Annotated in this window: 24 protein-coding genes and 1 pseudogene; 12 read left to right on the top strand and 13 right to left on the bottom strand. The window is 52.9% G+C overall.

The genetic code is table 11. The annotated features are described in order from the left end of the window. Nucleotides 1-15 precede the first annotated feature (15 nt). A complete protein-coding gene (gene fklB / locus DMB82_RS04290) occupies nucleotides 16-636 on the bottom strand; it encodes a BamJ family beta-barrel-assembly machinery protein (RefSeq protein ID WP_010279036.1) in 621 nt (206 codons plus the stop codon). Between the two features lie 299 nt (nucleotides 637-935). Here fklB and DMB82_RS04285 point away from each other — a divergent pair, with 299 nt between their 5' ends. Beyond that, nucleotides 936-1649, top strand: a complete 714-nt coding sequence (locus tag DMB82_RS04285; protein WP_116162441.1) for a LysM-like peptidoglycan-binding domain-containing protein — start codon at nucleotides 936-938, stop codon at nucleotides 1647-1649. On the opposite strand, the gene DMB82_RS04280 is transcribed toward DMB82_RS04285, so the two are convergent. The 6 genes from DMB82_RS04280 to yjfP form a co-directional block, all read right to left on the bottom strand. Beyond that, entirely contained in the window at nucleotides 1646-2008 is a 363-nt protein-coding gene (locus tag DMB82_RS04280; protein WP_116155208.1) for a DUF488 domain-containing protein, read from the bottom strand. The two genes, DMB82_RS04285 and DMB82_RS04280, sit on opposite strands and share 4 nt — an antisense overlap. A gap of 128 nt (nucleotides 2009-2136) precedes the next feature. Beyond that, a complete protein-coding gene (gene rplI, locus DMB82_RS04275; protein WP_102117464.1) occupies nucleotides 2137-2589 on the bottom strand; it encodes a 50S ribosomal protein L9 in 453 nt (150 codons plus the stop codon). A 41-nt stretch (nucleotides 2590-2630) separates the two neighbouring features. Further along, nucleotides 2631-2858, bottom strand: a complete 228-nt coding sequence (rpsR, locus tag DMB82_RS04270) for a 30S ribosomal protein S18 (RefSeq protein WP_005974788.1) — start codon at nucleotides 2856-2858, stop codon at nucleotides 2631-2633. A 4-nt stretch (nucleotides 2859-2862) separates the two neighbouring features. Then, nucleotides 2863-3183: a primosomal replication protein N gene (gene priB / locus DMB82_RS04265; RefSeq protein ID WP_015841576.1), complete on the bottom strand. Its 321-nt coding sequence runs from the start codon at nucleotides 3181-3183 to the stop codon at nucleotides 2863-2865. A 5-nt stretch (nucleotides 3184-3188) separates the two neighbouring features. Further along, nucleotides 3189-3581 (bottom strand): 30S ribosomal protein S6, encoded by a 393-nt coding sequence (rpsF, locus tag DMB82_RS04260; protein WP_005974793.1) that lies wholly within the window; start codon nucleotides 3579-3581, stop codon nucleotides 3189-3191. A gap of 181 nt (nucleotides 3582-3762) precedes the next feature. Further along, a complete protein-coding gene (gene yjfP / locus DMB82_RS04255) occupies nucleotides 3763-4515 on the bottom strand; it encodes an esterase (RefSeq protein WP_116162443.1) in 753 nt (250 codons plus the stop codon). Nucleotides 4516-4807: 292 nt separating this feature from the next. Here yjfP and DMB82_RS04250 point away from each other — a divergent pair, with 292 nt between their 5' ends. Continuing rightward, nucleotides 4808-6748, top strand: a complete 1941-nt coding sequence (locus DMB82_RS04250; protein ID WP_102117462.1) for a methyl-accepting chemotaxis protein — start codon at nucleotides 4808-4810, stop codon at nucleotides 6746-6748. A 438-nt stretch (nucleotides 6749-7186) separates the two neighbouring features. Beyond that, nucleotides 7187-7495, top strand: a complete 309-nt coding sequence (gene bsmA / locus DMB82_RS04245) for a biofilm peroxide resistance protein BsmA (protein ID WP_102117461.1) — start codon at nucleotides 7187-7189, stop codon at nucleotides 7493-7495. Nucleotides 7496-7598: 103 nt separating this feature from the next. On the opposite strand, the gene DMB82_RS04240 is transcribed toward bsmA, so the two are convergent. Next, nucleotides 7599-7997 (bottom strand): DUF350 domain-containing protein, encoded by a 399-nt coding sequence (locus tag DMB82_RS04240; RefSeq protein ID WP_102117460.1) that lies wholly within the window; start codon nucleotides 7995-7997, stop codon nucleotides 7599-7601. Between the two features lie 482 nt (nucleotides 7998-8479). Here DMB82_RS04240 and DMB82_RS04235 point away from each other — a divergent pair, with 482 nt between their 5' ends. Further along, nucleotides 8480-10012 (top strand): methyl-accepting chemotaxis protein, encoded by a 1533-nt coding sequence (locus tag DMB82_RS04235; protein WP_116162445.1) that lies wholly within the window; start codon nucleotides 8480-8482, stop codon nucleotides 10010-10012. Nucleotides 10013-10088: 76 nt separating this feature from the next. On the opposite strand, the gene rlmB is transcribed toward DMB82_RS04235, so the two are convergent. The 3 genes from rlmB to nsrR all read right to left on the bottom strand — a co-directional run bounded on the left by rlmB (nucleotide 10089) and on the right by nsrR (nucleotide 13829). Beyond that, nucleotides 10089-10820 (bottom strand): 23S rRNA (guanosine(2251)-2'-O)-methyltransferase RlmB, encoded by a 732-nt coding sequence (gene rlmB / locus DMB82_RS04230; RefSeq protein WP_040032596.1) that lies wholly within the window; start codon nucleotides 10818-10820, stop codon nucleotides 10089-10091. A gap of 85 nt (nucleotides 10821-10905) precedes the next feature. After that, a complete protein-coding gene (rnr, locus tag DMB82_RS04225) occupies nucleotides 10906-13362 on the bottom strand; it encodes a ribonuclease R (protein ID WP_116162447.1) in 2457 nt (818 codons plus the stop codon). A 41-nt stretch (nucleotides 13363-13403) separates the two neighbouring features. Continuing rightward, on the bottom strand, nucleotides 13404-13829 hold the full coding sequence (gene nsrR, locus DMB82_RS04220) for a nitric oxide-sensing transcriptional repressor NsrR (protein ID WP_107333412.1): 426 nt from the start codon (nucleotides 13827-13829) through the stop codon (nucleotides 13404-13406). 343 nt (nucleotides 13830-14172) lie between these two features. Between nsrR and DMB82_RS04215 the strand changes: the two genes are divergently transcribed. Then, nucleotides 14173-15744: a methyl-accepting chemotaxis protein gene (locus DMB82_RS04215; RefSeq protein WP_116162449.1), complete on the top strand. Its 1572-nt coding sequence runs from the start codon at nucleotides 14173-14175 to the stop codon at nucleotides 15742-15744. 1 nt (nucleotide 15745) lies between these two features. On the opposite strand, the gene DMB82_RS04210 is transcribed toward DMB82_RS04215, so the two are convergent. Further along, nucleotides 15746-16786: a type IV pilus twitching motility protein PilT gene (locus tag DMB82_RS04210; RefSeq protein WP_116162451.1), complete on the bottom strand. Its 1041-nt coding sequence runs from the start codon at nucleotides 16784-16786 to the stop codon at nucleotides 15746-15748. A 21-nt stretch (nucleotides 16787-16807) separates the two neighbouring features. Here DMB82_RS04210 and DMB82_RS04205 point away from each other — a divergent pair, with 21 nt between their 5' ends. The 6 genes from DMB82_RS04205 (at nucleotide 16808) to hemW (ending at nucleotide 21092) form a co-directional block, all read left to right on the top strand. Continuing rightward, on the top strand, nucleotides 16808-17521 hold the full coding sequence (locus tag DMB82_RS04205) for a YggS family pyridoxal phosphate-dependent enzyme (RefSeq protein WP_116162453.1): 714 nt from the start codon (nucleotides 16808-16810) through the stop codon (nucleotides 17519-17521). A gap of 101 nt (nucleotides 17522-17622) precedes the next feature. Then, nucleotides 17623-18444: a pyrroline-5-carboxylate reductase gene (gene proC, locus DMB82_RS04200; RefSeq protein WP_116162503.1), complete on the top strand. Its 822-nt coding sequence runs from the start codon at nucleotides 17623-17625 to the stop codon at nucleotides 18442-18444. A gap of 49 nt (nucleotides 18445-18493) precedes the next feature. Next, on the top strand, nucleotides 18494-19048 hold the full coding sequence (locus tag DMB82_RS04195; RefSeq protein WP_010295003.1) for a YggT family protein: 555 nt from the start codon (nucleotides 18494-18496) through the stop codon (nucleotides 19046-19048). Further along, nucleotides 19045-19335, top strand: coding sequence for a DUF167 family protein YggU (gene yggU, locus DMB82_RS04190; RefSeq protein ID WP_010295005.1), 291 nt, complete (start codon nucleotides 19045-19047; stop codon nucleotides 19333-19335). Before DMB82_RS04195 ends, yggU begins: the two co-directional genes overlap by 4 nt. A 31-nt stretch (nucleotides 19336-19366) precedes the next feature. Beyond that, a complete protein-coding gene (locus DMB82_RS04185) occupies nucleotides 19367-19960 on the top strand; it encodes an XTP/dITP diphosphatase (protein ID WP_039470191.1) in 594 nt (197 codons plus the stop codon). After that, complete coding sequence (hemW, locus tag DMB82_RS04180) at nucleotides 19953-21092, top strand: radical SAM family heme chaperone HemW (protein ID WP_102117453.1); 1140 nt, start codon at nucleotides 19953-19955, stop codon at nucleotides 21090-21092. Before DMB82_RS04185 ends, hemW begins: the two co-directional genes overlap by 8 nt. A 75-nt stretch (nucleotides 21093-21167) precedes the next feature. Here hemW and DMB82_RS04175 read toward each other — a convergent pair. Then, nucleotides 21168-21290, bottom strand: a pseudogene (locus DMB82_RS04175) (GNAT family N-acetyltransferase); the annotation flags it as partial. A gap of 260 nt (nucleotides 21291-21550) precedes the next feature. On the opposite strand from DMB82_RS04175, the gene DMB82_RS04170 reads away from it, so the two are divergent. Then, on the top strand, nucleotides 21551-22987 hold the full coding sequence (locus DMB82_RS04170) for a glycoside-pentoside-hexuronide (GPH):cation symporter (RefSeq protein WP_102117452.1): 1437 nt from the start codon (nucleotides 21551-21553) through the stop codon (nucleotides 22985-22987). Nucleotides 22988-23008: the final 21 nt, after the last annotated feature.

The following is a 23008-nucleotide window of genomic DNA, read 5'->3' as shown; positions in this document are numbered from 1 at the left end:
TCTTTTGTCTGGAGATTACAGAATTTCCAGCAGTTCCACTTCAAAAATCAGCGCGCTGAACGGCGGAATAGAAGCACCCGCGCCACGTTCGCCATACGCCAAATTGTGCGGAATATAGAGTTCCCACTTGGAACCAACTGGCATCAGCGTCAGCGCTTCAATCCAGCCAGGAATCACGCCGCTTACTGGGAATTCAGCAGGTTGACCACGCTGGACGGAGCTGTCGAACACGCTGCCGTCAATCAGACGACCGGTGTAATGCACACGTACGCGATCCTGACGAGCCGGGATCGAACCTTCACCCTGCGTCAACACGCGGAATTGCAGACCCGATTCCGTGCTGTTCACGCCTTCTTTCTGCGCGTTTTCAGCCAGGAACTGCTGGCCTTCTACCGCCAGCACCTGTTGGCGATCGCGACGTACCGCATCAGCACGTTCGTGAATTTCACGCAGCGCACGATGAACCACATCCACAGGCACCGCTGGCGCATTACCTTCCAGCGCGTCACGTAGACCAGCAAGCAGGGCTTCTGGGATCAGACCTTCAAGACCTGATTCCTGTAACTGTTGACCAACTTGTAAGCCGATGCCGTAACTTGCCTGCGCTTCGACGCTATCAAAAGAAGGAGTTGTCATGGATGTTCCTTTTAATCTGTAAAAAACTGAAAGCGCAGCATAACAGCGACGGGGATTGGGGTAAAATCCTGAGTGCAGGTAAACGCGTTAACTAGTCAGCTTATGCGGATTATCGGTATACTGGATTGCATTATTATCCCAATACGGTTTTTATGCCGACGCCGCCTGGCTAGTGATGTAGCCTAGTTACTGGCATAGTTTTAGTTACTGGCATAGCGTTGTTAATGACATCATTTTTATATGATGCTGTTTTTTATACTGAACTGTTTTTATATTAAACCGTAGTAAGAGAGGTCACCATGGGCAGAATTGCGCCCAGGAAGCGGAAAACCACCTGGGATTATCAAACGCTAGTACGCTTCTGCCAGCGAATCATCCAGCGGCAGCCCTCACATGCTGTAATCGTAGAAAACGACGGGGAACACAAAGAGCAGGAACAGTTGTCCTCTCCTTCTCTGCGCGAGCATCTTGGCAACATACTGCAAAAAGTCTGGCATTTGCCCGATGGCTATCACTGGATGGAACCGCTGCCGTTCCTCCATCGCCGCTGGATTTTAATCGCTATCGCACTGCTGCTGGTCGTGCTGCTCTGGCCTTACAGCGCCCAACACCCGCAGACTACCCGTACCACGCTCGTCCCCCTTACGCAGGCAGATAATCAGGCGGCAATGCAGGCCGTGATTATTGAAAACCCGCCTTCAACATCACAACATCAGCCTACGGCCACCGAACCTCCAGCACAGTCATCAGCACCGTGGCGACAGTATGAGATCGCCTCGGGGCAAACGCTGGCCCAGCTCTTTCGCGATAACAATCTGCCAGTCAGCGATGTGTTCGCGATGGCTCAGGTGGAAGGCAGGGATAAGCCGCTCAGCAATTTACGGGCGGGTCAGGCAGTCAAATTACAGCTGAATGCACAAGGTATGGTCGCAGAGCTGGAGATCGAAACCACGGCAAACCAGACGATTCGGTTCACCCGCGGTGCAGGCGGTGCTTTTACTCGTACTCGCTAACGAGCATGCCGTTCCAATAGAAAATCGCGCAGGACAATAGCATGGTTGTGCTGCGCATCTTTACTGCCATAAAGCAGCGTGATTGCCTGCTTCTGCTCAAGTAACGCTAGCAACCTGTCACACGCCGTACCCTGGGTTAACTCATTACAATAATCATCTACAAATTCCGCCCAGCGTTCAGGCTCGGCGTGAAACCATTTCCTTAACTTGCTGCTCGGTGCGATATCTTTAAACCACTCAACACCCTCCAGACGTGATTTGCTGATACCGCGCGGCCACAGACGGTCAATCAGAAAAGTGGGGGAAGAGAAAGGCGCGTGCGCGTCATAAACACGGATGAGATGAATCAAGTCAGACATGCGGTCTCCGGCCTGCTTTTAGGTGTAGGTAATGATAGGTCATTTCCCGATCCCTAAAATGCAAAACGCTGGCACAAGGCCAGCGTTTCACATGTTAACTAAAGTGTTAATTCAACGATAAACGTGAATTACGCTCCAGCAACAACAACGACATTCAGTGCAGCAAAGACATCGCTGTGTACCTGGAAGCTCACTTCGTGCTCACCCACAGTACGCAGGACGCCGTTCGGCAGGCGAACTTCGCTCTTAGCAATGTCAACACCGGCAGCCGTTACCGCATCAGCGATATCGCGAGTACCGATGGAACCAAACAGTTTACCTTCGTCGCCTGCTTTAGACGCGATGGTAACGCTACCCAGTTCTTTGATCTTAGCAGCGCGAGCTTCAGCAGCAGCCAGAACGTCAGCCAGTTTGGCTTCCAGTTCAGCACGGCGTGCTTCGAAGAACTCCACGTTTTTCTTGGTTGCTGGGACAGCTTTGCCCTGTGGAACCAAGAAGTTACGAGCATAGCCCGCTTTAACGTTTACCTGATCACCCAGGCTGCCCAGGTTTGCTACTTTATCAAGCAGAATAACTTGCATTACTTTATCCTCTCAAAGTCTCGTTAATGGACAGTGGCCGATTACTGATGACGGTCAGTGTACGGCAACAAAGACAAGTAACGCGCACGCTTGATAGCGCGGGCCAGCTGACGCTGGTATTTTGCACGAGTACCGGTGATACGGCTCGGAACAATCTTGCCGCTTTCAGTGATATAGTTTTTCAGCGTAGCGATATCTTTATAATCAATCTCTACAACGCCTTCCGCGGTGAAACGGCAGAATTTGCGACGACGGAAATAACGTGCCATGTGGCTAGTCTCCAGAATCTATCAATTCAATCTGCTCGGCATGTAACACTATCTTGCTCAAGCCATTGCGCCCTTGATGGCAGCTAATGAACCCGTGCACGGTAAGTTGCGTGCCGACCGTTATACTGTGGGTAACTGCTTGTGACGAGAGTCCGCTGACAATCACGGGCATACGACACCATGCTTGCCGACTCAATCCGGCTTCCTCCTGTGTCGAGCGGTGCTCAAGCACAAACTGACAGTGAGGAATGCCTGACGGGCTGACTTTACGAATGGGCGTCTTGCACACTGTGCCGGACAACACCAGACGATTCACCGTCACCACAACAATTACTCTTCAGAATCCCCTGCATCCACATCATCGCCAGCTTCAGCGAAATCTTCACGACGCTCACGGCGTTCGTCTTTCGCTTTCACCATTGGAGATGCTTCAGTTACCGCGTGCTTAACGCGCATAACCATGCTGCGGATAACGGCATCGTTAAAGCGGAAGTTTGTTTCCAGCTCATCGATCGCTTCCTGCGGCGCTTCAACGTTCAGCAGAACGTAATGTGCCTTGTGCAGTTTGTTGATCGGGTAAGCCAGTTGACGGCGGCCCCAGTCTTCCAGACGGTGGATCGTGCCCTGCGCACCAGTGATAGTGGCAGTGTAGCGCTCGATCATGCCCGGAACCTGTTCGCTCTGGTCAGGATGAACCATAAATACGATTTCGTAATGACGCATCGAATTGCTCCTTACGGATTATTCAGCCTCCTGTCTGGGTCAACCGCGGCCCGTGGAGGCAAGGAACGTGTGTATGTGCGGCTGAAAAAATGACGCGTAAGTATAGTGCCCGAGATTAAAGAACACAAGGAAGAAACACAGGAGTTTTCTGCGTGGTGATGTTTAAACCATCAGGACAGGATTACAGCGTCCGCCGGAAGAAATCAGCCCCCGCCTGCAGCGCCGTTGGCGTAATGCGATGCCCTACACCCGACTCGGTCAAATACGTCAGATTGGCCAGCTTATCGCGTGCCTGTAATGCCTGATAGAGACGGGCGCTTTCTGCCGCAGGCACGACATCATCCGCTTCCCCGTGCCACACCAGCAGCGGCCGATCGGACAACGCGTCCAGACGCGTGGTGACATCATAATCAGCCAGTTTGCTCGCTAACGTCTGCAACACCGCCTGATTTTCCTCACTATCGACAGGAACCGGAGGAAACAGCGTGGACGATAGCGTAGAGAAATAGCCCGATCCCATAAACGCTGCCACCGCAGTAATCCACGGATAACGCGCCATACACCCAAGCGCACTCATTCCACCAAGTGACGCGCCGCAAACGCCAACCCGTTCCCCGTCGATCAGGCCACGCTGCCGATATTCCGCGACATAGTCGGGAAGTTCTTCAATATTCGATTGCAAAATATCCCAGAAATGGCGCAATCGATGCGCTTCATCGCCGTTATAGCGCGCACCGTGCATGGCCGCATCGGCCAAAATCACCCGAAATCCAGCCTGAGCCAACGCATAGCCAAAATACGAATACACCTCTTTTGATGACGTGTAACCATGAAAGAAGAAAATCGTCGGGAGGGGCTGCTCTCTCTTTCCCGCAGGTGCCGCGTGAATCGTTTCAATACCGCTACCGAGTTTATCCAGTGACATTTCGACCATATTTCCCTCGTGTTCCCTTCCGTCAGCCTATTTTTATGTAGCGAAATTGTATTTAGCGGAAAATTTACTACCTTTTACGATAACCACACTCACAGCAATGTTTTATCTCCGTGTCGTCATTCGTCACGTGCTGGCCTAACTAGCGCATTTATGTGAATAAAAAATAGCATTAATCTAGATCAATAACTGAAGTTAACACTTGCACTCCGTGATTAATTTTTTTCATTTACTGCCGTTAACGCATGTGAAGTAAGACTAAAAAATAACCTTTTTTATTATAAGAGACACACATATGTTGGGACTTTCCTTTAAGCACTGGGGTTTGGGTATCAAACTATCAATTATCGCCTCTCTAAGCGTGGCGATATTGTTCATAGTCTTTACCCTCACCCTAACCCGCTCCGCAGGCGTTCAACTGAAATCGTTGACCCTCAATAACATGCAGAGCCAGGTGAATGGCGTCACTGACATGATCAACATGTACGATACCGGCCTGCAAGCTGAGGTCAGCAACTATACGCAGTTGTTGGCGAGCTTTCTGCCGACGCGGTTTTCACTGGATACCGTTAACCGCACGCCTTTCGGCAACACCTCTCACCCAACGCTTAAGGCTGGCGATACGGTATTGAACCTCAACACCGAAGTGCCGGACGATTTTCTGAGCCGTACCAATGCCGTTTCAACCGTTTTTGCCCGTGATGGAGAGGATTTTACGCGCGTTACCACTTCACTAAAAAAAGAAGATGGATCGCGCGCGATGGGCACCAAACTCGATCGTGAAAGCCCAGCCTATGCGCACGTGATGAAAGGTGACACTTACAGTGGGTTAGCCACACTATTCGGCAAACAGTACATCACCCAGTATCAACCAATACGCGATAGTGAAAACAAGGTGATCGGCATTCTGTTCGCCGGCGTCGACATCACGAAGCAATTTACCGAGATGCAGCAAACGATTCTGAACAAGAAAATGGGTGAAACCGGCCATTTCTTTGTCCTTAGCACGAAAAAAGGAAAGGATGCAGGTAACTATCTTTACCACCCAAGCAATGCCAACCAACGCCCTGACTGGTCAGACGGTGCGTTAGAAAACGTGCTGGCAACTGGTAATGGTACGATCGAATACGTCAACAACACGATGACGGGCGAAGAAAAAAACCGAATCATGGTGTACCGCAGTATTCCGCAATGGAACTGGATTGTTGCAGGCACGGTGAGCAAAGAAAGCCTGATGGCAGAAATTAATCACACCCGTAACCTGTTTTTGGGCGGCGGCATTATTCTGGTTCTGCTCTTCGCTGGATTCTTTGTCGTACTGACGCGCAAATGGCTGAGCCAGCCGCTGGTTGAAATCGTCAAAGTAGCGGAACAGTTTTCTGCCGGTAACCTGACGGCAACGCTTTCAAGCAACCGTTACGATGAAGTTGGCCGCCTGATCGATGCCATTAACGGCATCGGACAAGGGCTAACGACCATCGTGTCGCAGGTGAGAAATTCGTCCGAAGAAATCGGTTCTAGCACCGATGCGCTGGCTGCCGATAGCGAAAATATCAGCGAGCAGATTGCCCGTCAGGCCAGCAGCGTCGAAGAGACGTCTGCCAGCATGGAGCAACTCTCCGCCAGCGTGAAGCAGAATGCCGATAACGTCTCCGCCGCCAAAGATCTGGCAGCGCAGAGCGCCGCAGCAGCACGCAACGGCAGCCAGACCGTTATCGACTCCGTTTCTACGATGAGCGATATCAAGAACTCATCCCAGCGGATTGCTGATATCACGACAGTCATCGAATCTATCGCTTTCCAGACCAATATTCTGGCACTGAATGCCGCAGTAGAAGCCGCTCGTGCGGGTGAGCACGGTAGAGGCTTCGCCGTGGTTGCCGCCGAAGTGCGGGCGCTGGCACAGCGCAGTTCTACTGCGGTGAAAGAGATCGAAACGCTGATTGATGAATCACTGGAGAAAATCGAAGCGGGTTATCATTTCTCAGAAAAAACGCAGGCGGTAATGGATGACTTGCGTGACCGCATCTTGCAGGTCAGTACCATCGTGAACGATATCGATATCGCCTCACGCGAGCAGTCTGCGGGTATCAGCCAGGTGAACATCGCGATTGTACAGATTGGTCAGACAACACAGGAAAATGCCATTCTGGTCAACAATTCGGAAGATACCGCTCAGAGCCTGCGCCAGAAAGGTCACCATCTCAGCGAGCTGGTCAGCGTCTTCCGTATTTAACCGCCAGTAAAATACCCGCTTTTGTGTCGCTATTTTAATCGCGCTACACAAAAGCGGCCTCTCTTATCAGTCATCGTGTTGCAGATATTGTGCAATGGCCACCACTTGCTACGGGCACAGCGGCGTCTGTTCATTCAAATAAACAAGCGCGGTGGCTTTATCCTCGTTGTTTAACGTCCAGAACCAGTGGTTTTCAGACGGCAGCGCGACAGGGCTATCCTTCCCCGCTCACGGCACTGCTGATAGATCGAATCTAATTCGTGTAATGAAGGTTCGGCATACGCACAGCCAGTAAACAACAGCAAAAAAGCAGCATTAACGATACAGCGCACAGAGTAGACTCCTTCCCAAAATTGAACGACTTCCCTGTGAAAGAGAATGCCATCGGCCCGATGATAGCGCTACACTTCCGCTATCTACTCCTGTCAGGCTGAAACAATGAACATCGTGCGGATACTTTTCTTACCCTTAATATTGATGCTGTCCGGCTGCCAGATCATACAAGGTAAGCCTGTCGCGCCACCGCCGCCTGCGGAGAAAGCGCTTGAAATTCGCTACGCACAAACCAGCCAGTTGGAAAAAATGGGGACGATTTCGGTGAGCATGCGCGGAAACGCAGATGATGTGGATCGCGCCCTTCAACAAAAAGCCGATGCCTCTGGTGCACATTATTATGTGATTGTAATGAAATCCGAGGCTGCCACGCTCCCCGGCATGTGGTTTGCGCGCGCCGTGATATATCGCTGAATCTGTGGGACAGGTTATCAAAACGCGGTAAACAAAGGTGCTGGGCAAGGATATCCGCCAAACAATACCGGGCGGATTCCCGGTATTGTCATGCAATGGCAAATTAATACGACATACACGCCGCATTCAGGATCCCGCCGCTGAGCGAGGCGGCACAAAGAAAGGTGCCGGAAGCAATATCGTTATTCTGGATATGTTGGCTGAGGCGCGGCATATACAGACGCACCGCGAAATAAATCAGTAATTGCACCACCAGCGCGACCGCTCCCCAGGTGATGTAATCCACCAGGCTCACCGAATTAATCGCCGCACTGGAAAGCGGGATCACATAGCCAATTAACGCCCCACCAAACCCAATGGCCGCCGTACCGTTGTTCTCTTTAATCAGTGCCCATTCATCATGCGGCGTGATGCGGGTGTAGATAAACAGAAAGGTCAGCACCATGGCAAAGCCGATTAAAAAATAGGAGGCGAAAGCGAGTAGCGACGTAACAATAGGCATAGCGATATTCCTTTTAAATGAGCCCCGTTGGCGCATCAGCAACAGATAAGGCGAAGAAAGAAGGATTATATACCCTAAATAATTCAAGTTGCGTGAAGGCGGCAATCGCACGAGTCCCCAGGAGCTTACTCAGGTAAGTGACTGGGGTGAGTAAGGGCAGCCAACGCACAGGCAATTTGAAGTATGACGGGTATAGATGATTATTGCATAGCAGAGCGTTTATACATGACTTTACGTGATAAAAAACGCAGAAATCCCCAGCGGCACACTTTACCAACCTCGCTATCATACCCGCACGATTTTTAAGAAAATGGATAAGCATTGCGCCTGAAATGCCGATAACAGATAAGGTATATTTTATCAGTTAGATAGGAGCCCGTTTCACACTCATCACCTGCTTTTTATGCCAACACACAACAACAGCTAATCCGTTATTGACCTGCGATGACGGTAAATAATTAATGAACGAAAGGAAGAGGTTTATGCTGCGCTGGATGTCATTTCAAAACCTGTCCGTAACGCGTAAGTTATTAGTAGGGTTTGGTTTATTGCTCGTCATGGGAGTCATCCTCTCCATGGTCGGCTTTTACGGATTGCACAATAGCGACCAATCGTTAAAACGCATCAGCCGTCTTGGTGCCATGTATGACAAGACGGTAGTCGCGCGGGAAGGCAACTTTGGTTATGCGCTGGAGCGTAAAGCACAGTATCTGGAACAGCACGACAGTGCGATCGGTAACATTAAGGAAGAGCTGTCCGCGTTGCTGAAAGCGATCGACACGGGCCACTGGCCAGCGGAAGACAAAAGTGCCATTCAGGATATCAATGCGTCACTCAGCGCTTATATTTCACAACGCCAGCAGGTTATGAGCTCGGAGGTGAGCCAACAGCGGCTCAGTGAATTGAACGAGCAGATGGCGGTGTTGCAAGAAAACATCAACAAACTTTACTTCACCGAAGAGAGCCGCGCAGGTCGTAACGTCATTAGCAGCGACATACAACTGGGCGTGATTACGCTGATTGCCATCATACTCGGCCTGACCACAGCAATTGTTATCTCACGGCAGATCGTTCGCCCACTGCATCAGGCGTTACACGCCACCCGTGCGATTGCGGAAGGCGATCTCACCGTGCAGCTTCACAACGATCGTCATGATGAATTAGGCCAGTTGATTTCAGCCATGGGGCAGATGAACAGCAATCTGCACAGCATGATTGATAAAATTCGCCTTAGCGCAAATCAGATTTCTTATGCCGCAGGGGAAATTTCTGCCGGTAACACCGATCTCTCTTCTCGCACGACGCAACAAGCTGCTGCGCTTGAGGAAACCGCCGCCAGTATGGAACAACTGACGTCAACGGTGAAACAGAATGCCGATAACGCCCATCAGGCTAATCGACTGGTTATGGATGCTTCAGACACCGCGAATCAAGGGGGAGAACAGGTTTCTAAAGCCGTCAACACCATGCACGATATCGCGCAAAGCTCTCACCGCATCGCTGAAATTACCTCAATGATCAACAGCATCGCGTTTCAAACCAATATCCTGGCGCTTAATGCTGCGGTAGAGGCGGCACGAGCCGGTGAACAAGGACGTGGTTTCGCCGTTGTCGCCAGCGAAGTGCGCAATCTGGCACAGCGCAGCGCACAGGCCGCCAAAGAGATCGACACGCTCATTGCCGAGTCGGTTTCGCAGATTAATAACGGTGCAGCACTCGTTAACGGCGCGGGGAAAACAATGGAAGGGATTGTCCAGTCAGTGACGCAGGTCCACGACATCATGAAACACATTACTACCGCCTCTGACGAACAGCATCGCGGCATTTCTCAGGTTGGTCAGGCCATTATAGAAATGGATCAGAACACGCAGCAAAACACCGTGCTGGTGGAGCAATCTTCCTCTGCCGCTCAGTCGCTGGAGCAGCAGGCGATCGTGCTGTCTGACGCGGTGTCTGTTTTCCGGCTTTTACAGCCTTCGCAGCAAGACGTTCGCAGACTGACATCTGCTGCATAATCACTATTTAGAACACCAACCAAAAAAATCAACGAGGTGCCTGCTGGCACCTCGTCATTATTGATAGCGACGGCAATTATGCCCGTTGGCGAACAGCTTCAAACAGACACACACCAGTAGCAACCGACACGTTAAGTGAAGACACGCTGCCCGCCATCGGAATACTGATCAGTTCATCGCAGTGTTCACGAGTCAGACGACGCATCCCTTCCCCTTCAGCGCCCATTACCAGCGCCAGCGGCCCAGTCAGTTTGCTTTGGTACAGCGTATGATCCGCTTCCCCCGCTGTACCGACGATCCAGATATTACGTTCCTGCAACAGGCGCATCGTACGGGCCAGATTGGTCACGCTGATAACCGGTACGGTTTCCGCCGCACCACAGGCGACCTTCTTCACCGTCGCATTAAGCTGCGCGGAACGATCGCGTGGCACAATCACCGCGTGCACGCCAGCCCCATCCGCATTACGCAGGCAAGCGCCCAGGTTGTGTGGATCGGTCACGCCATCCAATATCAGCAGGAAAGGCGTTTCCAAATTGTCTAACATCGCAGGCAGATCGTTTTCCTGATATTTCCGCCCTTCTTTGACTTTCGCTACGATCCCCTGATGCACCGCGTCTTCAGCCTGCTTATCCAGCCATTGGCGATTCGCCACTTGAATGACGATGCCCTGCGCTTCCAGCTCCGTAATAACGGACTGAAGGCGACGATCGTCGCGTCCTTTCAGAATAAAGACTTCCAGAAAACGCTGTGGATCGCGCTCAAGCAGTGCCTTAACCGCGTGGATACCGTAAATAATTTCGCTCATTGATACTCTTCAAATTGTGTAAAGCGAGATAACATTCGTCTTGCGGGTTGTAGAGACCGAAGCCTCTACAACGTCAAGCCGTTCGTTATTCCTCAGATTTCTTCTTTGCTCGTTTAGCCTTCGTCGCGGCGGCAATTTTACGCGTTTTTTCCGCGTTCTTTTTCGCTTTATCGCGGTTCTTTTTCGGCTTGGCTTTTGGCTTATCCGACTTCGTGCTGCTATCGCCTTCTTTGCGGAATGCAGCATCCGGCTCAAAGTTTGCGGGCGCTTTGCTCGCGCTGCGGCGACGTCGAGCTGGCTTGGCCTCACGCGACTCCGGCTTCTTCACACGGTCGCGCGCCGTTTTACCTTCGCCACGTACCTTACGCGTACTGGAAATCAGCGCGAAATCAATGTTGCGCTCATCCATATGAACAGCTTCAACACGAATTTCGACTTCATCACCCAGACGATAAACCTGCCCGCGCGATTCGCCGATCAGCCGCTGGCCAATATTATCGTAGCGGTAGTAGTCATTATCCAACGTGGAAACGTGCACCAGCCCGTCGATAAACAGATCTTTCAGGCGCACAAAGAAGCCAAAACCGGTCACACTGGCGATAATCCCCGTAAAAACCTCACCCACGTGATCCTGCATAAAGTCGCATTTCAGCCAGTCCGCAACGTCACGCGTCGCTTCATCCGCACGGCGCTCCGTCATCGAGCAATGCATACCCAACTGTAGCATCTCATTAATGTCGCTATGCCAGCCGCCCGTTGACGTCCAGCGCTCATGACGATCGCTCAGCAGATATTTAATGGCACGGTGCAGCGACAGGTCTGGATAACGGCGAATCGGCGATGTGAAATGGCCGTAAGACGTTAATGCCAGACCGAAGTGGCCTCGGTTCTCTGGGTCATAAATCGCCTGCTTCATTGAACGCAGCAGCATAGTTTGCAGCATTTCCCGATCGGGACGGTCAGCCAACTCATTCATCAATTCCGCATAATCTTTCGGCTGTGGCTTCATTCCGCCTTTCAGCGTCAGCCCCAGCTCGCCCAACACGCTACGCAGGGCTAAGACATGGTCTTCACTCGGCTGATCATGCACGCGGAAGAGCGCAGGCTCTTCGTTTTTCTCCACAAATTTCGCGGCGGAGATATTCGCCAGAATCATGCATTCTTCGATCAATTTGTGAGCATCGTTACGCACCACCGCTTCCACTCGGTCGATACGGCGTTCAGCATTGAAAATGAACTTCGCTTCTTCCGTTTCGAATGCGATACCGCCACGCACTTCACGCGCATGTTCAAGCGCTTTGTACATGCGGTGCAGCTCTTCCAACCCACCCACCAGCGGCTTGTAGTGCTCACGCAGCTCGGTGTCGCCTTGCAGAATATGCCACACCTTAGTGTAGGTCAGGCGCGCATGTGAGCTCATCACGGCTTCATAGAACTTATAGGACGACAGCTTACCCTGCGCCGAAACGGTCATTTCACAGACCATACACAGGCGATCGACCTGCGGATTAAGCGAACAGAGTCCGTTCGACAGCACTTCCGGCAGCATCGGCACCACCTGCGACGGGAAGTACACCGAGGTGCCACGCGCCCGCGCTTCATGGTCGAGCGGCGTATTTGGCCGAACGTAATAGCTCACATCCGCAATCGCAACCCATAAGCGCCAGCCACCGCCGCGTTTCGGTTCACAGTGCACCGCATCGTCGAAATCGCGAGCATCTTCGCCATCAATCGTAACCAGCGGCAGCTTACGCAGATCCACACGGCCTTTTTTTGCGGCTTCCGGCACCTCTTCGGAGAGATCCTTTACCTGTTCTTCCACTTTAGATGGCCAGGTGTGCGGAATATCATGGGTGCGCAGGGCGATATCCACCGCCAGCCCAGTGCCCATGTTGTCACCGAGGATCTCGACGATCTTACCCACCGCTTTCGTGCGGCGCGTTGCGCGTTGCGTCAGCTCAACCACCACCACGAAGCCCATGCGAGCACCGTTAATTTCTTCTTTCGGGATCAGAATATCGAAGCTCAGGCGGCTATCATCCGGTACGACGAACCCGACACCGGCATCGACAAAATAGCGGCCGACAATTTGTCCGGTACGCGGTTCCAGCACGCGCACAATACGCCCTTCACGACGCCCTTTACGATCCGCACCCAGCGGCTGTGCCAACGCAACATCGCCGTGAATCGTCCGTTTCATCTCTTCAGCCGACAGATAAAGATCGTCTTTACGGCCTTCCACCCGCAGGAAGCCAAAACCATCACGGTGACCAATAACCGTACCGCGCAGCAGATCGAGCTTTTCAGGCAACGCGTAGCACTGGCGGCGGGTAAAGATAAGCTGGCCATCACGCTCCATCGCACGCAGGCGGCGGCGCAGCGCTTCGAGCGCTTCTTCTCCGGTTAATTGCAGGTCGGTGGCTAATTCTTCTCGGCTAATCGGGGTATCGCGTTTGGCGATGTGCGCCAAAATATATTCACGACTGGGGATGGGAGATTCGTATTTTTCTGCTTCTCGTTCCTGGAATGGATCTTGTGACATTGCGGTTCCTCCGTTGTCATCAGCAGGAGGCTGAACAAAACTCATTCAACCAACAATAATTTATAAAGCGGCGGGTTTTCTTTGACCATATCAGCCAGCGTGTATTGATCCAGCTCATGCAGAAAATTTTGTACCGCCTGTTGAAGCACCTGCTTTAAGCGACAGGCTGGCGTAATGTGGCAAAATTCGTGGCTACAGTTAACCAGCGTAAGTGGCTCCAATGCGCGCACGACATCGCCAATTCGGATGGTTTCTGCCGGTTTTCCAAGACGGATACCGCCATTCTTTCCGCGCACGGCCATCACCAACCCAGCACGACTAAGTTGATTGATAATTTTGACCATATGATTACGGGACACGCCATACACTTCCGTGACTTCCGAAATGCTGGTCATTTTCCCGCCCGGCAGCGATGCCATGTAAATCAGCGCTCGCAAACCATAATCCGTAAAACTTGTTAACTGCACATAAACCTCGGATACCTCTGGGTATCATTGACTGGCGTATTGAATACGCCCCTGAAAAACCAACGCTATTAACAGATAATAAACTAGGCGTAAACGCTACGGCTAATTATTTATACCCTTTCCGTTGAGAGAAACCTGCGTTGAGATAAACCCGTGTGAGAGAAGCCTATGTTGCGGGAGGCCTCTTGGCTACGCCCTTCTTGCCCAATCCTTTTCACGTCTGCCATAGCTTTTTAATTTTATCTCACCGCAACACAGATAACGTATCCTCTTTAGTGACACATACTACACTCAGTGATGACTGGTTTATCACCGACGAAGGCGGCGTAAGGAAAAGGACACCATGAGGTTGAAAAATATTTCTATTCGTACCGGCTTATTAACGTTATTGCTATTAACCACCCTGCTGCTGCTTATCGTCAGCAGCATGGGCGTAGTCGCGATTAAGAAAGACAGGGAAACGCTGACAGCACAAAACCAGATTCAGGGCATTGAGCTGGGCAGCCTGATGAGCGGCTATAACCAGACGCTCAGCGCGAGAGCCTCGGCAACGCTCGCCGTCAGGAAAATCGAAATCGGCCTGCTGGACGACGGTGCCAAAGAAACTGGGGTCGTAGAGAAGCATCTTCGCCAATCGCAGGAAGACATTGACCGTGTGATCAAATCGGCCAATGCCGATCCGAAGCAGCAGACGCTGGCACAGGACGTGTTGAAAACCTATCAGGCCTATTTTCAGCAGGGCATGGCCCCGATGCTGAGCGCACTGCAAAAACAGTATACCGACGAATATTATGACGTTCTGGAAAAACAGCTCGGCCCACTGAGCGAAGCCTTTGATTTGTCGATCCAGAATTTCCGCCAGTATGCCCAACAACTTTCCGAACAGGGTCTGGCACAGTCCGAGCGCAATGAACGCATCATGCTGTTGCTCATAGCCATCGCCTGCCTGCTGTCTATCACGCTGGTGGGATTAGCTTGGGTCGCGCTACGGCACATGTTGCTCAAACCGCTGGACTATGCCATTGAGCAACTGGAGCAGGTTGCCGCCGGTAACCTGACCCGCCGCCTGATTCAAGGCGGAGACAATGAACTGGGTCGACTCAATGATGCTATCGGCCGCATGCAGGGTGCGCTGCTGGAGTCGGTCAGTCAGGTGCGTGATGCCAGCACGCAAATCGATCTCGGTAGCCGCGAACTGTTTGAAGAAAACGCTCAGCTTTCTCAACGCACCGAAGAATCCGTTGCTGCACTGGAACAGACGGCAGCGAGCATGGAGCAATTGAGCGCGACGGTAAAACTCAATGCCGATCACGCGGAACTCGCGCATCAGTTGGCCAATAATGTCTCGAACACCAGCAGCCGCAGCAACGAGTCTGTCTGTTACGTCATTGAAAAAATGCAGGAGATCGCCACCAGCGCCAAGCGCATCAATGACATTCTCAGCGTCATTGACGGCATCGCGTTCCAGACCAACATTCTGGCGCTGAACGCCTCCGTCGAGTCCGCTCGCGCAGGCGAACAAGGCAGGGGCTTTGCCGTCGTCGCAGGAGAAGTCCGTAATCTGGCGCAGCATAGTGCGCAGGCGGCGAAAGAGATCCGCGCGTTGATTCTAGATTCCCAGACTCGCGTATCCGAAGGGCTTGAATTAGCCTCTAAAGCGGGTGAAACCATGGATGAAGTGACCGACGAAATCATCCGTATTACACAGTTGATGCGAGATATTTCCACCGCCACGCAAGAACAGCATCGCGGTATTGAGCAGGTTAACGTCGCCTTCACACAGATCGACAAGGTCGCTCAGCACAACGCGCAGCTCGTCAAAGCCTCATCGGCGACTACACAGTCGCTGGAACAGCAGTCTCAGCAGTTGATGCGTTCCATGGCGCTGTTTCAGGTAGAGCCTCGGCTTTCCTAATCTACGGATGGATTGCACAGCCTGTGGTCGGCCCAGCGCTAAAACGGTGTGAAATAAGCCCATCCCGACAGCGCTGCTGGTAGCTTTGCTCGAACGTTTGCATTCCCGCAGCGGCTCCCGTCTGAATCAGGCCGGGGAGCTGGTGCGTTTTCCCTTCCCGAATCAGGTTACTGACTGCCGCGGTGGCGGTCAGTACTTCATAAAGCGCGATTCGCCCCCCTTGCGCAGCAGGCAACAGCTTTTGCGTCACCACCGCCTGCAAACAGGTGGCTAACTGGCTGCGAACATAGGCTTTCTCTTCACCAGGAAAGACGTCAATCAGACGATCGACCGCCTGCGATGCACTACGGGTATGCAGCGTCGACAACACCAGATGGCCGGTTTCCGCCGCCGTCAGCGCCAGCCGAATCGTCTCCGTATCGCGCAGTTCTCCCAGCAGAATGACATCGGGATCCTCCCGCAATGCGGCCCGTAATGCCTGCGCAAACGACGCGCTGTGCGCACCGATCTCCCGCTGTTGAATCAGGCAGCGTCGGCTAGCATGGATAAACTCGATCGGGTCCTCCAGCGTAATCACATGGCGATCGCAGCGGTCGTTTAACGCCCCAAGCATGGCCGCCAGCGTTGTGGATTTGCCGCTCCCCGTCGCACCGGTAATCAGGAGCAGTCCGTTCGGTTTCTCCAGCAGCGTCGAGAAAACAGGTGGCGCGTGTAGCGCGTCCAATGAAGGTTGAACGGATGGAATAACGCGCAGCGCCGCAGACAGCCCTTCCCGCTGGCGAAACACGTTCACCCGCAGGCGTTGCCCATCAGGCAGCATTAATGCTCCATCCACCTGACCAGCCTGCCGCAGTTGCTCGCGCTGAGCCGGTTCGAGCCAGGCATCGCACCATTGTGCCACCTGATCTGGCGTTAAACGTGGTAAGGTATTTTCAGGCTGTAGCCGCCCGTCCACACGTAACACCGGCGGGTGACCGCTACAAAGGTGCAGATCCGAGGCATTATGTTTTACACTACGCGCCATCCACTCATCCAACTCCATAGATTAACCTCCTGAATAACCATGACGACAATCCAGCAGAATCTACAGGACATCCGGCAGCAAATCGCCACCGCCGCCGCGCATTGCGCGCGGGCACCAGAAGAAATTACGCTACTTGCAGTCAGTAAAACCAAACCTGTGAGCGCGATCGAAGAAGCCATCGCGGCAGGGCAACGGGCGTTTGGCGAGAACTATGTTCAGGAAGGCGTGGAGAAGATCCATTATTTCCAGGAAAACCACCCAGACACACCGTTGGAGTGGCACTTTATCGGCCCGCTACAGTCAAATAAAAGTCGGCTGGTGGCTGAGAATTTTGACTGGTTTCACACCGTGGATCGCCTGCGCATCGCGCAGCGTCTGAGTGAACAACGTCCGGCCACCTTGCCGCCGTTAAACGTTCTGTTGCAGATTAATATCAGCGGCGAACCGAGCAAATCCGGCATTATGGTCAATGAACTCGCGGAACTCGCCGCCAGCGTCGCCGCACTGCCCAACCTGCGCTTGCGTGGCCTGATGGCGATTCCGGCACCGGCAACCGATTATGAGCAGCAGCTTGCTGTTTTCAAGCAAATGGCCGTGCTGTTCCAAACGTTGTCTGCAAATCATCCGCATATTGATACACTTTCTATGGGGATGACGGACGACATGCGTGCGGCGATTACCGCAGGCAGCACATTGGTGCGCATTGGTACGGCAATCTTTGGCGCGCGCGACTATTCGGCCAAAAGCGTATAAATAAACAGTCAGTCAAAAACGAATCAACAGCAGGGCACGCCCTGAACGGCACGTCATCTTTGACAGAATACAAACGGAACAGGTGATCAGCGATAATGCAGATGCAGCAACGTAAAATAGCGTTTATTGGTGCCGGGAATATGGCGCAGGCCATTATCGCCGGATTGGTCAACGGCGGTTATCCCGCTCAACACATCAGCGTCTGCGCGCCTTCGGGTAAGAACCGCGATGCGCTGGCTGCACAGTATGGCGTCGTCAGCAGCGCGGACAATGTACGCTGCGCTCAGGAAGCCGACGTCATTGTGCTGGCCGTCAAACCGCAGATGATGGCAACGGTTTGCGCACCGCTACGTGAACAAGTCAACTTCAGCGGTAAGCTGGTGCTGTCAATTGCCGCAGGCATCAACATCGCCCGTTTTCAGGCGCTGCTGGGGGAGCCACTGAATATCGTGCGGATTATGCCAAACACGCCGTCTCTGGTCGGCAAAGGCATGAGCGGGATGTATGCCCCCGCCTCCGTCAGTCAGGCTGATAAAGACTTCACCGCACAGTTGATGCAGAGCGTCGGTAAAATGTGCTGGGTGGAGAGCGAACAAGGTATTAACGGCGTGATCGCCGCAGCGGGTAGCGCACCGGCCTATTTCTTCCTGTTTATGGAAGCGATGCAGCAGGAAGCCATTCGTCAGGGGTTCAGCCAGGCAACGGCTCGCCTACTGGTGCAACAGGCCGCGTCCGGCGCTGCCGCACTGGTTGAAGCCAATCCCGATACGCCGCTATCGACCCTGCGGGAAAATGTGACATCCAAGGGCGGTACCACAGCAGAAGCCTTACGGGTATTTAACGAACAGCAGTTGACGCAAACCGTGGCTGAAGCCATGCAGGCGGCAATTGCTCGCGCACAGGAAATGGAAACGCTTTTTTAACCAAAGCGGGTTCCCCGATTCTTTATCTTATTAAGGAAAAGACGTACTTATGCTCACGCTGACTTTTCTGGTCAAAACGCTGGTCGACCTCTATGTAATGGTCCTGCTGCTACGCATCTGGATGCAGTGGTCACGCAGCGATTTCTATAACCCGCTGTCGCAGTTTGTCGTCAAAATCACCCAGCCGATTGTCGGGCCGCTACGCCGCATTCTGCCGTCGCTGGGGCCGATTGACAGCGCCTCGCTGCTGCTGGCCTTTATTCTCACGACGATCAAATACCCGTTACTGCTGTTGATTCAGGTTGGCGCGATCTCCCTTAGCCCAATGAACCTGCTGGTCGGGCTCATTTCGCTAATTAAATCCGCGGGCTATCTGGTTTTCTGGGTCATCATCATCCGTTCGATTATGAGCTGGGTCAGCCAGGGCCGTAGCCCCATCGAGTATCTGCTGCATCAGTTGACCGAACCGCTGATGGCGCCGCTCCGCCGCATTATTCCGGTTATGGGCGGCATCGATTTCTCCGCGATGGCGGTGATTCTGATTCTGTATATGCTCAACTATCTGGGCATGGACCTGTTTCCGGGGCTGTGGTTTCTGCTGTGAGTGCCATTACCCGCCACGGCGATGCGCTGGTAATTCGGCTGTATATTCAGCCGAAAGCCAGCCGGGATCAGATCGTGGGTTTGCATGGCGACGAACTAAAAGTCGCCATCACCGCTCCGCCGGTTGATGGGCAGGCCAATGCCCATTTGACCAAATTCCTCGCCAAACAGTTTCGAGTCGCCAAGAGTCTGGTCGTGATTGAAAAAGGCGAACTCGGACGGCATAAACAGATTAGAATTACCCATCCGCAACACATCCCGGCTGACGTCGCGGGCTTCATTGAATAAACACGATTGAATAAATACGCAGGACAAGACGATGCAAAAAGTGGTTTTGGCTACCGGAAACCCCGGTAAAGTGCGCGAGCTCGCCAGCTTGCTGGCCGATTTCGGTCTGGATATTGTGGCTCAGACTGAGCTAGGTGTGGATTCCGCCGAAGAAACCGGCCTGACCTTTATCGAAAACGCCATCCTGAAAGCACGTCATGCAGCACAAATCACAGGATTGCCAGCGATTGCCGATGATTCCGGTCTGGCTGTCGATGCGCTGGGCGGCGCACCTGGCATTTACTCGGCACGCTACGCGGGTGTGGATGCCAGCGACCAGCAAAATCTGGATAAGCTGCTGCTGACACTAAAAGACGTGCCGGACGAACAGCGCCGTGCCAGCTTCCACTGCGTGCTGGTTTATCTGCGCCACGCTGAAGACCCGACGCCGATTGTCTGCCACGGTAGCTGGCAGGGTGTGTTGACGCATGAAGCGGCGGGCAGCGGTGGCTTCGGCTATGACCCGATCTTCTTTGTGCCAGAGCTGGGTAAAACGGCAGCGGAACTGACGCGTGAAGAGAAGAACGCACAGTCTCACCGCGGCCAGGCGCTGCGCCTGTTGCTGGATGCGCTACGCAATGCTTAAGCTTCCCCCGCTCAGCCTGTACATTCATATTCCGTGGTGCGTACAGAAATGCCCGTATTGCGACTTCAATTCTCACGCGCTGAAAGGCGACGTGCCGCATCAGGAATATGTCGATCATCTGCTGGCGGATCTGGATGCTGATTTGCCGCTAGCGAGCGGCCGTGAACTGCACTCGATCTTTATCGGTGGCGGCACGCCCAGCCTGCTGAGCGCGGAAGCGATGCAGGCGCTGCTCGACGGCGTTCGGGCAAGAATTCCGTTAACGCCGGATGCCGAAATTACGATGGAAGCCAATCCCGGTACGGTTGAAGCCGACCGTTTCAGCGGCTATCAGCGCGCGGGCATTAACCGTATCTCCATCGGCGTTCAGAGTTTCGATCCACAGAAGCTGACGCGCTTAGGGCGTATTCACGGCCCAGACGAGGCCAGACGCGCCGCGCACCTGGCGACCGGTCTGGGATTACGCAGCTTTAACCTGGATCTGATGCACGGCTTGCCGGATCAATCGCTGGATGAAGCGCTGGACGACCTGCGTCAGGCCATTGCGCTCAACCCGCCGCATTTATCGTGGTATCAGTTGACTATCGAACCCAATACGCTGTTTAGCTCGCGCCCGCCTACGCTGCCGGACGACGACGCGCTGTGGGACATCTACGAACAAGGCCACGCGTTACTGAGTGCCGCGGGCTACCAGCAGTATGAAACCTCCGCCTATGCCAAACCGGGCTACCAGTGTCAGCACAACCTGAACTACTGGCGCTTCGGTGACTATTTGGGGATTGGCTGTGGAGCACACGGCAAGCTGACCTTCAGCGACGGCCGCATTCTGCGCACGGTAAAAGTCCGCCATCCTCGTGGCTATATGCAGGGCACGTATCTGGATAAACAACACGATGTTGCTAACGACGATCGGCCTTTTGAGTTTTTCATGAACCGCTTTCGCCTGCTGGAAGCCGCTCCGCGCGAGGATTTCACGGCGTACACCGGTCTGGACGAGCACAGCATCCGCTCACAGCTGGATCAGGCGCTGGCGCAAGGCTACCTGACAGAAACCGCCACGTACTGGCAAATCACCGAGCACGGCAAACTGTTTCTGAATTCTCTGCTGGAGCTGTTTCTGGCGGAAGAATAATGATAATTCAGTGGGCACGTTTTCTTTTATAAGCCTGCCCACCATTTCCCACCCGACCTCTCCTTTTCAGCAGCGCTTTGCCGCTCCGGCTTGACGATACGCCCGTGCGATGTAGAGATCTTCCAGATAGATGCCATATTTCCCCAGCCAGGTTGGGTAGCTCATGAAGAAAATCGCATAGCCAACAGGCTTGCCATTCCATAAATAGTCCCGAAAGATAACTTGTCATACAAATAAAAAAGAAAAAAGACCACGTTAATTAATTGATATAAAATGGAAATAACTCCACATAGTTTCTGATTCACGCCACTTTTATTATCATTTTTTTGTGACCTGTCTAACACATACCAAGAAACGTAACCTTCTTAATAAAATCCGCAATAGTTAATCCCCAGCAAGGGGATAACAATAGCCGCGAGCCTGGCAAGAAGTTCCTCAATCATCATCTGGAGTTTCCAATGACCAACAATAATAAGCTGAGCGTTGCGGAGAAAATCGGCTTTGGCATGGGCGATGCCGCCTGTGGCATCGTCTATTCTTCCGTAACCATGTTTCTTACCTACTTTTATACGGATATCTATGGCATCTCCGCAGCCGCAGTGGGGGTGATGTTTCTGGTTACTCGCGTGCTGGACGCCATCGTCGACCCACTGATTGGCCTGATTGCAGACCGGACCAAAACCCGCTGGGGACATTTTCGCCCGTGGCTGGTCTGGTTTGCCGTTCCCTACGCCGTGATTGCCGTGTTGGCCTACACCACACCAGAGCTAAATGGCACCGGAAAACTGGTTTATGCCTACATCACTTACACGTTGCTGATGCTGTTCTATACCTTTATCAACATTCCCTACTGCTCACTCGGCGGAGTGATCACCAGTGATGAAAAGGACAGAATTTCCGCGCAATCCTACCGTTTTACCATCTCCTCAATGGCCGGGTTATTGGTGTCGGTCGGCACGCTGTGGCTGGTTGACTGGATTGGCGGCACGAACAAGCAATTGGGCTATCAGGGCACGATGATGATCATGGGCAGCCTAGCTGTCGTGATGCTGTTTTTCTGTTTTTTCACTACAAACGAACGCATCAATCCTGCGGTAGATAAAAATCAGAACGTCTGGGACGATGTCAGAAATCTGCTAAGCAACGATCAGTGGCGCATCGTAGCCATCATTACTTTCTTTTCCAGCATGGCTGGCGTCATGCGCGGTGCGGCAACGCTTTATTATGCAACCTACCTGATGGTGGGGCCGGAGCAAGACAGTGCCGCCGGAACGGCAATGAAATCCGCATTTATTACTACCAGCGTTGTCGGCACCATTATTGGTGCAATGATGGCGGGTTACTTTGGCAAGAGATTCAGCAGCATAAGTCTTTTTAAAAACATCAACCTGCTGCTGGTGTTTGTCGGCGCCATCCTGTTTATGGTGCCGCCACAGTGGCTGGCTGTTGTTTTCCCGCTCTACTTTTTGATCGGTTTTTTCCACCAGATGTACCAACCTTTCAAATGGAACATGATGGCAAATGCCGCCGATTACGGTGAGTGGAAAACAGGCCGCCGGATTACCGGCCTGTCATTCTCTGGCAACCTGTTTGCGCTGAAGCTGGGTATGGCAATTGCGGGAGCTATCGTCGGCTTTTCACTCGGCTGGTTCGGCTATGTCGCGGGTTCACCGACACAAACGCCACTTGCCACCGCTGGTATTATCGGCCTGCTGAGCATCGGCCCCTCACTTTCCTACCTGGTACTTTATTGGCTGGTACGTTTTTACAAACTGGACGATAAGACGATGGCAACCATTCAGGCCGATCTGGCGAAACGTCACAGCACGGCTGACCGCACAGCAGAAAGTGAACTTCCTGTCGATCAAGGTCTGACGCCAAAAGGTGCAGCCTGATCGCGATACCGGCGGGCAATA

The organism is Pectobacterium aquaticum, from assembly GCF_003382565.3.
Classification (GTDB): Bacteria; Pseudomonadota; Gammaproteobacteria; order Enterobacterales; family Enterobacteriaceae; genus Pectobacterium; species Pectobacterium aquaticum.
The sequence above is the reverse complement of the archived record's forward strand: the minus strand, read 5'-3'. Positions and strand labels throughout refer to the sequence as shown.